Genomic DNA, 16,227 nt, shown 5'->3' on the forward strand with positions numbered 1-16,227 from the left:
CTGGCCAAGCTGCACATCCGCCACATGGTGGGCGGGCATTCGGAGCGGGTCAGCGACGAGCTGGTGCTGCGCTTCGAGTTTCCGGAACGGCCGGGGGCGCTGTTCAACTTTCTCAACAAGCTGGGCGGGCGCTGGACCATCTCGATGTTCCACTACCGCAACCACGGCGCGGCCGATGGGCGGGTAGTGGCCGGGCTGGTGGTGCCAGAGGATGAACACGACCTGGTCAAGGACACGTTGCAGGAGATTGGCTACCCGTATTGGGACGAGACGCATAATCCGGCGTACCGGCTGTTTATGGGGTAGAACCGAGTCGCGACCGTGGGTCGCTATAGAAATAACTATAGGAGCGACCCACGGTCGCGAAAGGGCCGGGGCACACACTGAATCTGTTGCGTCTGATCGTGAGTCTTCGCGACCGCTGGTCGCTCCTACGGGGAGCGTGACACGATTGTGTCTGCAGATTTTTGGCACCTGTAAACGCGGCGAGGGTCCATGAAGATATCCCCTTCTGGACCTGAACGTCATGCCTGACGCCATCGCCGCCGAACAGCTTCCCAGCGACCTGCATTATGTCGACGACAGCCAGCCCGGCTTCAGTCGCAAGATCCTGCGCGGCAAGTTTGCCTACTTCGACCTGGACGGCCAGCACATCCGCGACCAGGCCGAGATCGAGCGCATCAATGCGCTGGTCATTCCGCCCGCCTACACCGATGTGTGGATCTGCGCCGACCCTCGCGGTCACCTGCAGGCCACTGGCCGCGATGCGCGCGGGCGCAAGCAGTACCGTTACCACCCGCGCTGGCGGGAAATCCGTGACCAGGACAAGTACACGCGCATGATGGCGTTCGGCTCGGCACTGCCGAAGGTGCGCAAGCAGCTCGAAGCGCAGATGGGCGTGCCCGGCATGGGCCGCGACAAGGTGATCGCGGCCGTGGTCATGCTGCTTGACGCCACCCTGATACGTATAGGCAATACACGCTACGCACGGGATAACCGTTCGTTCGGCCTGACCACCCTGCGCAATAAGCATGTGGACATCAAGGGCAGCGAGATCCTGTTTCAGTTCCGGGGCAAGAGCGGCGTCGAGCATCAGATCAGCATCAAGGACAAGCGCATGGCGCGCATCATCAAGCGCTGCCTGGAGCTGCCCGGCCAGAACCTGTTCCAGTACCTGGACGAAGACGGGCAGCGCCACGCCATCACCTCATCGGACGTCAACGCCTACCTGCACACCCTCACCGGCGCTGACTTCACCGCCAAGGACTACCGCACCTGGGCCGGCAGCGTCATGGCCCTGACCACCTTGCGCAAGCTGGACTGGGAGCCGGAAGCCGATGCGAAAAAGCACATCGTCGAGATGGTCAAGAACGTGGCCAGGGAGCTGGGCAACACGCCGGCGGTGTGCCGCAAGTGCTACATCCACCCGGCGGTGCTGGAAGGGTTTGTGCTGGGCCAGTTGGCGAAGCTGCCGCGGGTGCGCAAGCGCCAGGGCCTGAGTGCCGAAGAGGTCGCCTTGACGGCATTTCTCCAGCAACTGCACGAACAGAGCCTGGCGCAGAAGGGCTGACGCGGTTACGGGATCGGCATGGCCTGGATCGGTTCCGACGGCGGCTTGTTGGACGCAGGTTCCGTGGACAACGACTCGATGACCGGCTGTTCGGCGGCGGGTGGCTCTGCCGCTGGCTGAACCTCCTCAACGGGCGCCTGGGCCGGTGTTTCGACAGCCTCGACCTTGATCGACTCCGACTCCACAGGCGCCGCCTGCGGCTGACTGCTCACGTCGGTGGCCGTTGAATCGCTGACAGCCGCCGGCGCGGGCGTTGCATCAGCCGGCACCACCGCCGGGGTCGCCGGAGCCGACAGCGCCGCCGGTGCGGCAGATACGGGCGCGGCAGCCGGAGCCGGAGCCGGCGCCACTTCAGGCACGCCCATGTCCGCCTTGGGTTTCTCGACGATATGCGCCGCCTGCTTGACCTCGGCCGGCAGGAAGTTTTCCACCAGGCCGAAGAAGCGCTCGTAGAACTTGTCTGACGCCACGGTTTCGCTGGCCACCTTGACCATCGAGTCGTCGGTGGAGCCGATCGGCATCGACACCGACCCCAGCACGCCGACGCCCAGGCTGGCCGAGGTGTTGGTTTTCTTCAACGCGTAGCGGTCCTGCAAGGCGTTGGCGAACATGCTTGAGGTACCAGGACTGGAGTCATCGGCACAGACCACGTTGAAGCTGATCTCGATATGGGTGTCGCCGGTCTGCTGGAAGCTCTTGCGCCCGCCGATCATCTTCGGGTCGTTGCTGGTGATGATGTAGCCCTGGCTGAGCAAGGCGCGGCGCGCCGCTTCGCAGGACGCTACGTCGCTGGCCGGGTAACTGCGCGAATACGTGCCGGCATCGTCGAAATGCTCGTGATCGTAAAGCGCCTGCTTCTTGGGAGACGTGCAGCCGGCAGCCAGCAGCAGGGCAGTCACCCAGCAGGCGGTGCGCACATTCAGAAAATTGACCATCGAGGATCCTGGAGAGAGTAGCGACAAGACGACAAAGCAAAAGAGGCGCCAAGTCTGCAACAAGGCAGGCAGAGGATCAACGCAGAGTTGGCATGGATGACGATACATTTTGTGTTTCATCAACCTTCGCGACAGACGTACCCGTCACTCGACGCTTGCGCATCAGAAAGGTGCAAAAACACCAGGCAATAAAAAAGCCACCCTGAGGTGGCTTTTTTATTTGCTTCAAGGAGTTCAAGGCCTTGAAGCTTTGTATGGCGCAGCGGACGGGACTCGAACCCGCGACCCCCGGCGTGACAGGCCGGTATTCTAACCGACTGAACTACCGCTGCGTATCGCTTGTGACGCTTACAACACTTTAATCGGCCTGAAACAAACTTTCGGTAGTTTGCATCACTGCCTGACTGATCAGCCCTTGGGCTTTTCAGTCCCGGACCCGGCGAACCCGGTCTGGATGATATGGCGCAGCGGACGGGACTCGAACCCGCGACCCCCGGCGTGACAGGCCGGTATTCTAACCGACTGAACTACCGCTGCGCATTCAGGACTTTCACCCTGGTTTTGAAACCTTGAAGACCCTCGTGAAACAGCCTTCAAACTCAACGATGGTGGGTGATGACGGGATCGAACCGCCGACCCTCTGCTTGTAAGGCAGATGCTCTCCCGGCTGAGCTAATCACCCTTTGCTTCGCTGAGGCCGCGAAATTTACGCACCTACAGAACCTAAGTCAATACCCTGATTGAAGTTTTTTAAAATCTCTCCGAATCAGAGCGCTTTTACCTGTCGCTGACAACTTGCCGCTTGCCGCTATTCTACGTAGACCATCTTGCGGCTCATGCCGCCGTCGACCACGAACTCCTGCCCCGTCACGAAACCGGAGTTGCGCGACAACAGCCAGGCGACCATGGCCGCTACGTCTTCAACGGTGCCGACCCGGCCAACCGGGTGTTGCGCATGATCGGCATCGGCCAGCGGTTCGGCACGCCGCACGGAGGGATCACGGGCATCGATCCAGCCGGGACATACGGCATTGACGCGGATCTCCGGCCCCAGGCTCATCGCCAAGGCATGGGTCAGGGCCAGCAGACCGCCCTTGCTTGCTGCATAAGCCTCGGTATCAGGCTCGGACTGATGCGCACGGGTCGAGGTCAGGTTGACGATGCCGCCGCCGTGGGCACGCAGGTAAGGCGCACAGTGCTTGGCCAGCAGCATCGGACCACTGAGGTTGACCGCCAGCACCCGGTTCCAGCGCTCCAGGTCCAGGCTTTCGAGTGTGCCGTTGTGCGCCTCGGACACCGCCGCGTTGCACACCAGCGCATCCAGACGCCCGAACTGGCGCAGCACCTGGGCCACGCCGCCCACCACCTGGCTTTCACTGGCCACGTCCATGCAAATGAACAGGGCGTTGTCCCCCAGGCTTTCGGCGACCCTGGCACCGCGCATGCGGTCCACGTCGGTCAGCACCACTTGCCAGCCCTCGCTGATCAGCCAGGCGGCGATGCCCAGGCCGATGCCGCGTGCGGCCCCGGTGACCAGCGCCACCCGACCGTTGCTGTTGCTGTGGACCGGCAGCGTCCAGTCACTCACAGGGCTGCCAGCCCGCGTGCCAGGTCAGCCTGCAGGTCGGCCACTTCTTCCAGCCCGACAGCCACACGGATCAGACTGTCAAGGATGCCCGCCGAGGCGCGCTCCTGAGGCGACAGGCGACCATGGGAGGTGGTGGCCGGATGGGTGATGGTGGTCTTGCTGTCGCCCAGGTTGGCGGTGATCGACACCAGTCGGGTTGCATCGATAAAGCGCCAGGCGCCCTCCTTGCCGCCCTTGACCTCGAAACTCACCACCGCACCGAAGCCTTTTTGCTGGCGCTGGGCCAGGGCATGCTGCGGATGGCTCTTGAGGCCGGCGTAATGCACCTTGTCGATGCCGTCCTGCTGCTCCAGCCACTCGGCCAGGGTCTGGGCGCTGGCGCAATGGGCACGCATGCGCAGGCTGAGGGTTTCAAGGCCCTTGAGAAAGATCCAGGCGTTGAACGGGCTCAGGGTCGGGCCTGCGGTGCGCAGGAAACCGACCACTTCCTTCATCTGCTCGCTGCGACCGGCAACCACGCCACCCATGCAACGGCCCTGGCCGTCGATGAACTTGGTGGCCGAATGCACCACGACATCGGCGCCCAGTTTCAGCGGCTGTTGCAAGGCCGGTGTGCAGAAGCAGTTGTCGACCACCAGCATCGCGCCTTTGGCACGGGCGATTTCAGCCAGCGCGGCGATATCGACCAGTTCGGCCAGCGGGTTGGACGGTGATTCGACGAACAACAGTTTCGTGTTGCTCTTGATCGCCGCATCCCAGCCGGTCAGTTCGGCCAGCGGCACGTAGTCGACTTCGACGCCGAAGCGCTTGAAGTACTTTTCGAACAGGCTGATGGTCGAGCCGAACACGCTGCGCGACACCAGCACATGATCGCCGGCGCTGCACAGGCTCATCACCACAGCCAGGATGGCGGCCATGCCGGTGGCCGTGGCCACCGCCTGCTCGGCGCCTTCGAGGGCGGCAATGCGCTCCTCGAAGGAGCGCACGGTCGGGTTGGTGTAGCGCGAATAGACATTGCCTGGCACTTCACCTGCGAACCGGGCGGCGGCATCGGCCGCCGTACGGAACACATAGCTGGAGGTGAAGAACATCGGATCACCGTGTTCACTCTCCGGCGTGCGGTGCTGGCCGGCACGTACGGCCAGGGTATCGAAGCCTGCGCCGTCCAGATCACTGTCCAGGCGCCCTGCATCCCATTGCTCAGACATGCGCGTATTCCTTGTCGCAATCAGTTGTTGTACAGGTCGATGATCGCACTTACGGCCTGGGTCTTGACCTTGGCCGCGTCGTTGCGCGCATCTTCGATCCGGTTCAGGTAATGCTCGTCGATGTCGCCGGTCACGTATTTGCCATCGAAGACCGAGCAGTCGAAATTGTCGATCTTGATCTTCTTGCTGCCGCTGACCGCTTCGATCAGGTCGCTGAGGTCCTGGTAGACCAGCCAGTCGGCACCGATCAGGTCGGCCACTTCCTGGGTGCTGCGGTTGTGGGCGATCAGTTCGTGGGCGCTCGGCATGTCGATGCCGTACACGTTCGGATAACGCACAGCAGGCGCCGCCGAGCAGAAATACACATTCTTGGCGCCGGCTTCACGGGCCATCTGGATGATCTGCTTGCAGGTGGTGCCGCGCACGATCGAGTCGTCGACCAGCATCACGTTCTTGCCGCGAAATTCCAGCTCGATGGCGTTGAGCTTCTGGCGCACGGACTTCTTGCGGGCCGCCTGGCCGGGCATGATGAAGGTACGGCCGATGTAGCGGTTCTTGACGAAGCCTTCGCGGAACTTGACGCCCAGGTGGTTGGCCAGCTCCAGCGCCGCCGTGCGGCTGGTGTCAGGAATCGGGATGACCACGTCGATGTCGTGCTCGGGACGCTCGCGACGGATCTTGTCGGCCAGCCGCTCACCCATGCGCAGGCGCGCCTTGTACACCGAGATGCCGTCGATGATCGAGTCCGGACGCGCCAGGTAGACGTGTTCGAAGATGCACGGTGCGTACTTGGGGTTCGGCGCGCACTGACGGGTGTAGAGCTTGCCGTCGTCAGTGATGTACACCGCCTCGCCCGGCGCCAGGTCGCGAATCAGGGTGAAGCCCAGCACATCCAGGGCCACGCTCTCGGAGGCGATCATGTACTCGACGCCTTCGTCGGTATGACGCTGGCCGAACACGATCGGACGAATGGCGTCCGGGTCACGGAAGCCGACGATGCCATAACCGGTGATCATCGCCACCACGGCGTAGCCACCACGGCAACGCTTGTGCACGTCGGTGACGGCCGCGAAGATATCTTCTTCGGTGGGCTGCAGCTTGCCGCGCACAGCCAGCTCATGGGCGAACACGTTGAGCAGCACTTCCGAGTCGGAGTTGGTGTTGACGTGACGCAGGTCAGACTCGTAGATCTCCTTGGCCAACTGCACGACGTTGGTCAGGTTGCCGTTGTGCGCCAGGGTAATGCCATAAGGCGAGTTGACGTAAAACGGCTGAGCCTCGGCCGAGGTCGAGCTGCCCGCTGTCGGATAGCGCACATGGCCGATGCCCATGTGCCCGACCAGACGCTGCATATGACGCTGCTGGAACACATCGCGCACCAATCCGTTGTCCTTGCGCAGGAACAACCGGCCGTCATGGCTGGTCACGATACCGGCAGCATCCTGGCCGCGATGCTGCAGGACAGTCAGCGCGTCATAGAGCGCCTGATTGACATTCGACTTACCGACGATTCCGACGATGCCACACATGCGACACAACCCCTACTTAATGGAACTGGATTTACCAAGCACGTCCTGCGCCGCTTCCGGCGACAGGACCTGCTCCTTGAACGGTAGCTCAGCAGGAATGCTGATACCGCTGGCGGACCACTGACCGGACATCCCGAGAACCAGGTTTTTCGACCAGTCAGCGACCATGAGAAATTGCGGGAGCAGACGCGATTGCTGCCACCATTGATCCTGTTGCACCGGCCCCAGGCTCATCAGCCCGACGGCGATGACGACCAACAGGCCACCGCGCGCGGCACCAAAGACCATGCCCAGGAAACGATCGGTCCCGGACAGCCCGGTGACGCGAATCAGTTCGCCGATGAGAAAATTGACCATGGCGCCTACCAGCAGGGTGGCGACAAAAAGAATGACACAACTGGCAATGATGCGCGCAGAAGGCGTTGCGATGTAGTCAGCCAGGTGGTGGGCCAGCCCCGCGCCGAACATCCAGGCGACCGCACCTGCAATGATCCAGGTCAGCAGCGACAGGGCTTCCTTGACGAAGCCGCGCTTGAGACTGATCAAAGCGGAGATGGCGATAATCGCAAGAATCGCCCAGTCAACCGGAGTAAATGACACGTTGCAGCCTGCAGACGGATAAGGCGGCGCATTTTAGCAGAGCGCTCGGCCCTCGGTAAGCTGCGATTATCGGTGCAGGGATTTTTATCCAGAACGGACCAGGAAACTGGCCCGTATTACGCAGAAATGCAGGAGAGTCAGCCGCGCTCAGGCTGGAAGCGCACCACGATGCCCTTGAGCTTTTGCTGCTTGTCGAGCTGATCGCGCAGGCGGTCGGCCTCGGCACGCTCGATCAGCGGCCCGACGAACACCCGATTGACCTCGCCTGCAGTGCGGATATAGGCGTTATAGCCCTGGGCACGCAGGGTCTTCTGCAAGTTGTCGGCATTGGCCCGGTTCGACAGGCTGGCCAGTTGCACCGACCAACTCACCGACAGGCCGTTGGCATCGACACCACTGGGCGCCGCCGGTTTGGCGGGCGTGGTCGCCGGGGCCGTGGCGGCAGGCACCGAAGCGGTGGTCACAGGCGCCGGGGTCGGCTTGGCAGCGGGCGCAGGCCTGGGCGCCGGTGCGCTGGCAACCGGTGCCGATGCTTGCGCAGAAGCGGTGGGTGACGGTGCAATCGGCATCGACGGCGGCGCAGTTCCAGTGGGCGCATTATCAACCAGCGCCTCCTGCTGCTCAGGCACCGGCACCGGCTCGACCTGCAAGGGCTGCACCGCCGGTGCCTGGGGGGCTGCCGGGGCGTCGACCTGCACCGAACGGGTCTCGTCCTGGCGGGTAAACAACATCGGCAGGAAGATGACCGCCAAAGCGATCAATACCAGCGCACCCACCATCCGCTGCTTGTAAGCCTTATCCAGAAACGCCATGTGCAGCTTCCTCAATCCTCAATCGGTGTGCCGGGCCAACCACGCCAGCGCCTCGGACACACAATAAAAAGACCCGAACACCAGGATCTCGTCATCGGCTGTCGCCTCCACGCACTGTGCTTGCAGCGCCTGCGCGACATCCTGATAAGACGTCACATTCGCGCCAAGGTTCTGCAGGGTCGACTGCAATTGCACGACCGGTCGGGTACGCGGCGTCGGCAAAGGCGCCACCGCCCAGTGCCGGATGCTGCCCTGCAACTCACCCACCACGCCTTCAAGGTCCTTGTCGGACAGCAGGCCGAATACGGCCAGGCGCCCGGCAGACAGCGGCCGCTGGGCCATGCGCTGCGCCAGGAAGCGGGCAGCATGCGGGTTGTGACCGACGTCCAGCAGCAACGTGAGGGTCTTGCCCTGCCAGCGCACGACCCGCCGATCCAGCCGCCCGACGATACGCGCATCCCTCAGCGCCTGACGCAATACATCAGCCTGCCAGGGCAGGTCGAGCTGGGCATAGGCCTGCAAGGCCAGGGCGGCATTTTCCATCGGCAGGTCGAGCAAGGGCACCTCACGCAGCTCAAGCGGGTGCCCTGCCCGGTCACGCCCCTGCCAGTGCCAGCCCCGCGCCTCGATGCTCAGATCGAAATCGCGGCCGCGCAGTGACAACGGACACGCCAGCTCGGCAGCACGCTCAAGCAATGGCGCCGGTGGATCGAGATCACCACACAGCGCCGGCACACCGGCGCGCAAGATCCCGGCCTTTTCAAATGCCACCGATTCGCGGGTGTCGCCCAGCCAGTCGGCATGGTCCAGCCCGATGCTGGTCACCAGCGCCAGATCGGCATCGACCAGATTGACAGCATCCAGGCGCCCGCCCAGGCCGACTTCCAGTACCACGGCATCCAGTTGCGCCTGCTCGAACAGCCAGAACGCCGCCAGGGTGCCCATCTCGAAGTAAGTCAGGGTGATGCCACCACGCGCAGCCTCGACAGCGGTAAAGGCTGCGCACAACTGTGCATCGCTGGCCTGCTCGCCCTGCACCTGCACACGCTCGTTGTAGCGCAGCAGGTGCGGCGAGCTGTAGACGCCGACCTTCAGGCCCTGCGCCTGCAACAGAGCTGCCAGGAAGGCACAGGTCGAGCCCTTGCCGTTGGTGCCGGTCACGGTAATCACCCGCGGTGCCGGCCGGGTCAGGCCCAGCTGGCGAGCGACTTGCCGTGAACGGTCCAGCCCCATGTCGATGGCCGACGGGTGCAGTTGCTCCAGATAGGCAAGCCAGTCATCCAGCGTGCGCGCGGTCATACGGTGGCCAGGTCCGGCTCGGCGGCAACGGCCTCAAAGACCGGCTTTGGTGTCTTTGGCGACGGCAGGCCCAGCATCTGTGCCAGCAGCCGGGCCATGCGCACGCGCAGTTCCTGGCGCGGGATGATCATGTCGATGGCGCCATGCTCGATGAGGAACTCGCTGCGCTGGAAACCTTCGGGCAGTTTCTCGCGCACGGTCTGCTCGATGACGCGAGGCCCGGCAAAGCCGACCAGCGCCTTGGGTTCGGCAATGATCACATCGCCCAGCATGGCCAGGCTGGCGGAAACGCCGCCGTAGACCGGGTCGGTCAGCACGGAGATGAACGGAATGCCTTCTTCGCGCAGACGTGCCAGCGCCGCCGAGGTCTTGGCCATCTGCATCAGGGAGATCAGCGCTTCCTGCATGCGCGCACCGCCGGAGGCCGAGAAGCAGATCATCGGGCAGCGGTGTTCAAGCGCGTAGTTGACTGCGCGTACAAAGCGCTCGCCAACGACAGCGCCCATCGAGCCGCCCATGAACGAGAATTCGAACGCCGACACCACGACAGGAATGTCCAGCAGCGTACCGCTCATGGAAATCAGGGCGTCTTTTTCGCCGGTCTGCTTCTGCGCAGCGACCAGGCGGTCCTTGTACTTTTTGCCATCGCGGAATTTCAGGCGGTCCACAGGCTCCAGGTCGACACCCAGCTCATTGCGGCCCTCGGCATCGAGGAAAATGTTCAGGCGCGCGCGCGCACCAATGCGCATGTGGTGATCGCACTTGGGGCAGACATCCAGGGTCTTTTCCAGTTCGGGGCGATACAGCACCGCTTCGCAGGAGGGGCACTTGTGCCACAGGCCTTCAGGGACCGAGCTTTTCTTGACCTCGGAACGCATGATCGAAGGGATCAGTTTGTCTACCAACCAATTGCTCATGCTTTGCTTCTCCAGTACCGGTTCGGTTCCAGCACCTGACGCCTGTGCGTCGGGTGCATGCCCTTGACTAAATTCGTGATGTTGGCCGAAACAGACAGCCTGCGGCCGGCGCCTGGCCAGACCTGCCTGCTTTCGACCATGGTATTTACAATCCGGCCAGCGCCCATCAGGACCTGACCTGCTCAATAAGACCTGCCGATGCGGTTCGACACAGGGACAGGCTAATGGACGGCAGCACTTTGGCAACCGTCACATCAGGCCCCACGCACAGCACGCATGAAAGCCCGTACCTTGTCGTGATCCTTGATGCCCTTGCGCAACTCCACCCCGCCACTGACATCCACCGCATAAGGCCTGACCTGTGCAATGGCCTGCGCCACGTTGTCCGGAGTCAGGCCACCGGCCAGAATCACCGGCTTTGCCAGGTCCTCGGGAATCAGGCTCCAGTCAAAGGCTTCTCCGGTGCCGCCCGGCACGCCGGGCACATAGGCATCGAGCAACAGCCCGCTGGCCTTGGCGTATGTCCTGCAAGCGGCGGCGATGTCATCGCCAGGCCTGACCCGCAGCGCCTTGATGAACGGCCGGTGGTAACCGTCGCAGTCCTCGGGTGATTCATCGCCATGAAACTGCAGCAGGTCGAGCGCCACGGCCTCGAGGGTCTCGTTGAGCTCGCACCGGGTGGCATTGACGAACAACCCGACCGTGGTGACGAACGGCGGCAAGGCGGCAATGATTGCCCGCGCCTGCAACACAGTGACCGCACGCGGGCTGGGCGGATAAAACACCAGCCCGATGGCGTCTGCGCCGGCATCCACGGCAGCCAGTGCATCTTCCATGCAGGTAATCCCGCAGATCTTGCTTCGAACGGCTGACATGTCGCGAAACCTCAGTCCTTTCGGAAAGTGCCGGATGTTAACAAATGCTGCTGCGATCGTCAGCCGGCAAGGCCAGTGAAGCCGGTGAGAAAATGCGGACCGATGTAACGTTCCGGCAAGGCGAACTCATCGTGGTACTCGACCTGCACCAGGTACAGGCCGAAAGGATGCGCCGTGACCCCGCCATTGCGCCGCACCCGGCTCTGCAAGACTTCCAGGGCCCATCGCGGCGGCCGCTCGCCGGTGCCGATGGTCATCAGGACACCTGCAATATTACGGACCATGTGATGCAAGAAGGCGTTGGCCCGCACATCAATGACAATCATCTTGCCGTGACGGGTCACACGCAGGTGGTGCATTTTCTTGATGGGTGACTTGGCCTGGCATTGCCCGGCACGGAAGGCACTGAAATCGTGGGTACCAATCAGGTATTGCGCCGCCTCGGCCATGCGCTCGACATCCAGCGGCCGGTAGTTCCAGGTGACCTCCTGGCCCATGTGCGCCGGGCGGATCTGGTCGTTGTAGATCACATAGCGATAACGTCGGGCGATGGCCTTGAAGCGCGCATGAAAATGCGGCGGCATGACGCGCGCCCAGGTCACACTGACATCGTGCGGCAGGCTGGCATTGGTGCCCATGACCCAGGCTTTTTCAGAGCGCTCGACCGTGGTATCGAAGTGCACCACCTGACCGCAGGCATGCACCCCGGCGTCGGTGCGGCCGGCGCACTGCAGCGAGACGGGCATTGCCGCCACCTTGCCAAGGGCATTTTCGAGAACTTCCTGGACGGTGGTCGCACTGCTGAGCTGACGCTGCCAGCCGTTGTAGCGCGAGCCCTTGTATTCGACGCCCAGCGCAATGCGGTAAACGCCCTCGGCAGCCGTTTCGGCAGCCGGGTTATCGATATTGGCCAAGGATTACAGCCTGAGAGGGTTACAAAAAGGGCGGCCATTATAAGGCGGCGGACAAAAGACGCCAGCCGCCCCGATGCATGATGTCAGGTCAGGCCTGCCAACAGCTCCCGCGCTTCGCTTTTCTGCCCTTCGTCACCCTCGTCGACTACTTCGCCAAGAATGTCGCGCGCGCCGTCGGCATCGCCCATGTCGATATAAGCCCGTGCCAGGTCCAGCTTGGTTGCCGCCTCGTCGGTGCCTGAAAGAAAATCGAATTCAGGCTCGTCATCGAAGGCCAACGCATCGTCGCTGGTGAAAGGCGCCGGCTCGTTGCGCGTGAAGGCCTGTTCTTCGAGCGGTGGATTCTCCAGGCTCTGCGACAGACGATCGAGTTCGGCATTGACGTCGTCGATCTCGGAGGCAAAGGCTTCGCTGGCGTGCTCGGTTTCAATTTCATCGGCCAAAGACAGGTCGAAATCCTCGGGCAGCTCCAGGTCAACGTTGGCGTGCTCAGGCTCGCTCGCCCCCAGGTCCAGCGGATCTTCACCCAAGCCTGCCAGGAAATCGTCCTCGTGATTGAGCACCGGATCGTCGTCGGCCAGATCAAGGTCGAAGTCCGACAGATTGTCAGGCTCGGGGCTCACCGCTGACAGCGGCTCATCCATGACCGGCGTATCGCTGGCACCTGGCGCGTCGTCGAGCAGCAGGTCATCCAGGTCGTCCACCGTGACCACATGATCTTCAGGCGCCGACTCAAGGGCATCCAGGCTCAGGTCAAACTCGTTTTCCAGCGGGTCGACTTCAGCCTCGTCCTGCGCCACGGCTGGCGGCTCAACGACTGGCTCGACCACCGGCGCCTGCTCGGGCTCGTCATCGGCCAGCAGTTCTTCCAGGTACTTGGCATCCAGTTCCGTCGACAGCGCCGCCGTAGTGGCGGCGACTGCGGCGGCAGCGGCAACGGCGGCCACAGGCGCTGCGGTATCGGCCACTTTAGGCTCTACAGGCAATGGCACAACGGCCGGCGCCAGCGCCGGCCCGGCCTCAGCTTGAAGCTTTCCCGCCGCCACCAGCTTTCGTTCATGAGCCGCGAACGCCTTGTGGTTGCCTTGCTCGGCGTAGATTTCCATCAGTTTCAGACGCAGATCGTCGCGCTGCGGCTCTTCTCTGACCGACTCTTCCAGCAGTTCCACAGCCTGGTTCATGCGGCCATAGGCAATATGGATCTCGGCTTGCACCAGAGGATCGGTCGGTCGGTCGCGCGAGGCATTGGCAGCAGCGGCGGCCACGGCAGCCGGGGCCATTTTGTAGCTGGGCGAAGCGACGTCCAGGCCATCGAAGCTGTCGGCCGGCGCATTGAGCTCCATGTCGTTGGTGAACTGCGCCTCTTCGGCCAGGGCACGCGCCATGCGCTTGTGCTTGTCTTTCTCGGCCTTGGCATTGCGACGACGCGCCAGAAACAGCAGCAGCAAGGCCAGGACCAGCAAGGCGGCACCGCCAATCAGGCCAAGCATCACCGGGTTGTCGAGCACGGCCTTGAGCGGATCGGATTCAGGCTCTGCAGCCACAGGCTCCACCGCCAGCGGCTGATCGGCTGGCGGTGTGGCCACCTGGGCTGCCGCCAGGGCGTCTTCAGGTGCAACCTCACCGGCCGGCTTGATCGGCGCACCGGCGGCATCGACAGCAGTGGCCGGCAACGGTGCGACAGCCGGGGTGGCCGGCGCGGCCGGTGCGTTGGCTCCGGCCTGCATCTTGGCCAGTTGATCGTTCTTGAGCTCCATCAGGCGCTGCAGCTTGTCGAGCTGGCTCTGCAGATCGCCCATGCGGCTTTGCAGCTCGGCATTGTCACGACGCGTGGTGTCGAGCGCTTCCTGGGTCACCGCCAGCTTGTTGGCCAGGTCGGCATCGGCCGCCGCGCCTTTCTGGGCGGCGGGGCCGGCCGCGACCAGGCTGAGGTTATCCCTGGCTTCGACCTGGGCGGGGGCTGCGCCTGCACTGGCGCGGCGAGTCGCATCCACCTGACGACTGCCGGCAGGCGTCCTGCGGCCTTCGCGCCAGGCGCGGTATTGCTGGGCCACTTCGGCCACGGCCTGGCTTTGCGGCAAGGCGGTGGCCTGCGGCGCAGTCGGCAAGCGCAAGACCTGGCCTTTCTTGAGGCGGTTGATGTTGCCATCGATGAACGCATCCGGATTCAGTGCCTGGATGGCCAGCATGGTCTGTTGAATGGTGCCGCCATTGCGCACCTTCGCCGCGATTTCCCACAAGGTATCGTTGTTGGAGGTGACGTAGCGGGCCGCCTTGTCGGCGCTCGGTGCCGGCAAAGGCGCCTCGGCAGGCGCTGCCGCAGCGGCCGCCGGGGCTTGCTGTACCGGTGCAGCCACCGGCGGTGTCACCGATGGCAGTTGCGGGGCGGCCGCCGCAGGCACGGCTGCCGGCTTCTCGGCAGGCGCGGCAGCCGTTTCGAATTTGGGCGGGTCCAGCAGCAGGCTGTACTCACGCTGAGCACGGCCATTGGGCCACAGGACCTGCACCAGAAACTTTACGTAAGGATCACGCACCGGCTTGCTGGAAGTAATGCGCAAGACGCTCTTGCCACCGGGATTGATCACCGGGGTAAAGGTCAGGTCACTGAGAAAGGCCTGCCGGGTCACGCCTGCCTGGGCGAAATCGGCCGTCGTGCCCAGGCTGGGCACCAGTTGCGAGGCGTTGATGCCCTTCGCATCCGTCAGCTCGATTTCAGCCAGCAGCGGCTGGTTCAGGGTCGACTTGACCGACAACTCACCAAGCCCCAACGCATGCACCATGCCCGATGACAGTGCCGAAGCTGCAGCGATTGCTACTACCAGTTTACGAACCTGAACCATAGCCCATCCCTTGTTAAATATTCCCCGAAGCTGAAGAACTTAGTTCCGCAATGGGTCTAAAGCGTGTTGTTGCTAGAGTATTTCTGCAAATTACCGACAAGTATCTTTTACACATGGTCTTTTATCAACAATTCACCCAACTGCACAGCATTGAGCGCAGCACCTTTGCGTGCATTATCTGACACAAGCCACAAACCGAGCTGCTTGGGGTCGTCCATCGAGCCACGCACCCGACCAACATAGACCACATCCTGCCCCACTGCGTCGCCTACCGGCGTTGGATAGTCACCTGCCTCGACCAGCTCGATCCCGGCTGCCGCCTCAAGGCGTTCATTGATGGCCTGCAGGTCGACATCCCTGGCGCCTTGCAGAGAAACGCTGAAGCTGTCGCCAAAAAACACAGGGACCTGAACGCAACTGGCCGCAACCTTCAGCAAAGGCAGACCAAGCAGTTGGCGCAACTCCAGGATCAGGCGTTTTTCCAGGGCCACATGACCGTCGGCATCGGGCGTGCCCACCTGCGCAAGCACGTTGAAAGCCACCTGGCGATCAAAAAAGCGCGGTTCCAGTGGACGGACATTGAGCAATTCGGCGGTCTGGCGTGCCAGCTCGCTGACGCCTTCGCGGCCCACGGTAGAGACGGCCAGGCAGGCCGTGACATCGACGCGCTGAATGTCCAGCAAATCCTGCAAGGGTGCCAGGACCAGGGCCAGCGCAGTGGCCGACGGACTCGGACTGGCCACCAGGCACGCACCCGACAGGCCCGCCAGTCGTGCCGCATTGATTTCAGGCACCACCTGCGGCGCCTGGTCAGCCGGGAAAGCACCGGACAAATCGACCACCGAGCAGCCCGCTTGCAGCGCACGCGGGGCAAAACTCAGGCTGACGGCGGGACCGGCGGCGAAAAACGCCAGGCGCACGCGAGAAAAATCGAAGGCATCGACTTCACGCACTCGTACGTTCTTGCCGCGAAAGGGCACTGAACTGCCGGCAGATTCGGCGCTGGCGAGCAAATGCAGCTCACCCACCGGAAAATCGCGCTCTTCAAGAATCTGGACAATGGTTTCGCCGACAGTACCGGTGGCGCCAATCACGGCGATATCAAAGGACTGGCTCATGCAAAAACCTCAGGAAAAAACA

13 protein-coding genes, 3 tRNA genes and 1 pseudogene are annotated in these 16,227 nt (G+C 62.9%); 2 read left to right on the top strand and 15 right to left on the bottom strand.

The genetic code is table 11. From position 1 onward, the window contains the following. A pseudogene (locus ASF84_RS07400) lies at positions 1–306 on the top strand (threonine ammonia-lyase, biosynthetic); the annotation flags it as partial. A gap of 220 nt (positions 307–526) precedes the next feature. After that, a complete protein-coding gene (locus ASF84_RS07405; RefSeq protein WP_056836798.1) occupies positions 527–1,570 on the top strand; it encodes a DNA topoisomerase IB in 1,044 nt (347 codons plus the stop codon). A 5-nt stretch (positions 1,571–1,575) separates the two neighbouring features. On the opposite strand, the gene ASF84_RS07410 is transcribed toward ASF84_RS07405, so the two are convergent. The 15 genes from ASF84_RS07410 to ASF84_RS07480 all read right to left on the bottom strand — a co-directional run bounded on the left by ASF84_RS07410 (position 1,576) and on the right by ASF84_RS07480 (position 16,205). Then, positions 1,576–2,505 (bottom strand): DUF2242 domain-containing protein, encoded by a 930-nt coding sequence (locus tag ASF84_RS07410; protein ID WP_082481435.1) that lies wholly within the window; start codon positions 2,503–2,505, stop codon positions 1,576–1,578. Between the two features lie 255 nt (positions 2,506–2,760). After that, positions 2,761–2,837 (bottom strand) — tRNA-Asp (locus ASF84_RS07415). Positions 2,838–2,965: 128 nt separating this feature from the next. Continuing rightward, positions 2,966–3,042, bottom strand: a tRNA-Asp gene (locus tag ASF84_RS07420). Between the two features lie 69 nt (positions 3,043–3,111). Continuing rightward, a tRNA-Val gene (locus tag ASF84_RS07425) sits at positions 3,112–3,187 on the bottom strand. Positions 3,188–3,313: 126 nt separating this feature from the next. Further along, positions 3,314–4,093: an SDR family oxidoreductase gene (locus ASF84_RS07430; RefSeq protein WP_056836800.1), complete on the bottom strand. Its 780-nt coding sequence runs from the start codon at positions 4,091–4,093 to the stop codon at positions 3,314–3,316. After that, complete coding sequence (locus tag ASF84_RS07435) at positions 4,090–5,301, bottom strand: O-succinylhomoserine sulfhydrylase (protein ID WP_056836802.1); 1,212 nt, start codon at positions 5,299–5,301, stop codon at positions 4,090–4,092. The genes ASF84_RS07430 and ASF84_RS07435 overlap by 4 nt, the downstream gene beginning before the upstream one ends. 20 nt (positions 5,302–5,321) lie before the next feature. Then, complete coding sequence (gene purF / locus ASF84_RS07440; protein ID WP_056836804.1) at positions 5,322–6,830, bottom strand: amidophosphoribosyltransferase; 1,509 nt, start codon at positions 6,828–6,830, stop codon at positions 5,322–5,324. Positions 6,831–6,842: 12 nt separating this feature from the next. Continuing rightward, on the bottom strand, positions 6,843–7,430 hold the full coding sequence (locus ASF84_RS07445; protein ID WP_056836807.1) for a CvpA family protein: 588 nt from the start codon (positions 7,428–7,430) through the stop codon (positions 6,843–6,845). A 137-nt stretch (positions 7,431–7,567) separates the two neighbouring features. Next, entirely contained in the window at positions 7,568–8,242 is a 675-nt protein-coding gene (locus tag ASF84_RS07450; RefSeq protein WP_056836809.1) for an SPOR domain-containing protein, read from the bottom strand. An 18-nt stretch (positions 8,243–8,260) separates the two neighbouring features. Beyond that, positions 8,261–9,541: a bifunctional tetrahydrofolate synthase/dihydrofolate synthase gene (gene folC, locus ASF84_RS07455; protein ID WP_056836811.1), complete on the bottom strand. Its 1,281-nt coding sequence runs from the start codon at positions 9,539–9,541 to the stop codon at positions 8,261–8,263. Then, positions 9,538–10,458: an acetyl-CoA carboxylase, carboxyltransferase subunit beta gene (gene accD, locus ASF84_RS07460; RefSeq protein WP_056836813.1), complete on the bottom strand. Its 921-nt coding sequence runs from the start codon at positions 10,456–10,458 to the stop codon at positions 9,538–9,540. The genes folC and accD overlap by 4 nt, the downstream gene beginning before the upstream one ends. Before the next feature lie 254 nt (positions 10,459–10,712). Further along, a complete protein-coding gene (locus ASF84_RS07465; RefSeq protein WP_056836815.1) occupies positions 10,713–11,333 on the bottom strand; it encodes a phosphoribosylanthranilate isomerase in 621 nt (206 codons plus the stop codon). A gap of 59 nt (positions 11,334–11,392) precedes the next feature. Further along, positions 11,393–12,247: a tRNA pseudouridine(38-40) synthase TruA gene (gene truA, locus ASF84_RS07470; RefSeq protein ID WP_056836817.1), complete on the bottom strand. Its 855-nt coding sequence runs from the start codon at positions 12,245–12,247 to the stop codon at positions 11,393–11,395. An 83-nt stretch (positions 12,248–12,330) separates the two neighbouring features. Next, positions 12,331–15,087 carry a FimV/HubP family polar landmark protein gene (locus ASF84_RS07475; protein ID WP_056836820.1) on the bottom strand — a complete coding sequence of 919 codons (2,757 nt, stop codon included), beginning with the start codon at positions 15,085–15,087 and terminating at the stop codon, positions 12,331–12,333. Positions 15,088–15,194: 107 nt separating this feature from the next. Next, on the bottom strand, positions 15,195–16,205 hold the full coding sequence (locus ASF84_RS07480; protein WP_056836822.1) for an aspartate-semialdehyde dehydrogenase: 1,011 nt from the start codon (positions 16,203–16,205) through the stop codon (positions 15,195–15,197). Positions 16,206–16,227: the final 22 nt, after the last annotated feature.

Source organism: Pseudomonas sp. Leaf127, assembly GCF_001423155.1.
GTDB lineage: Bacteria > Pseudomonadota > Gammaproteobacteria > Pseudomonadales > Pseudomonadaceae > Aquipseudomonas > Aquipseudomonas ovata.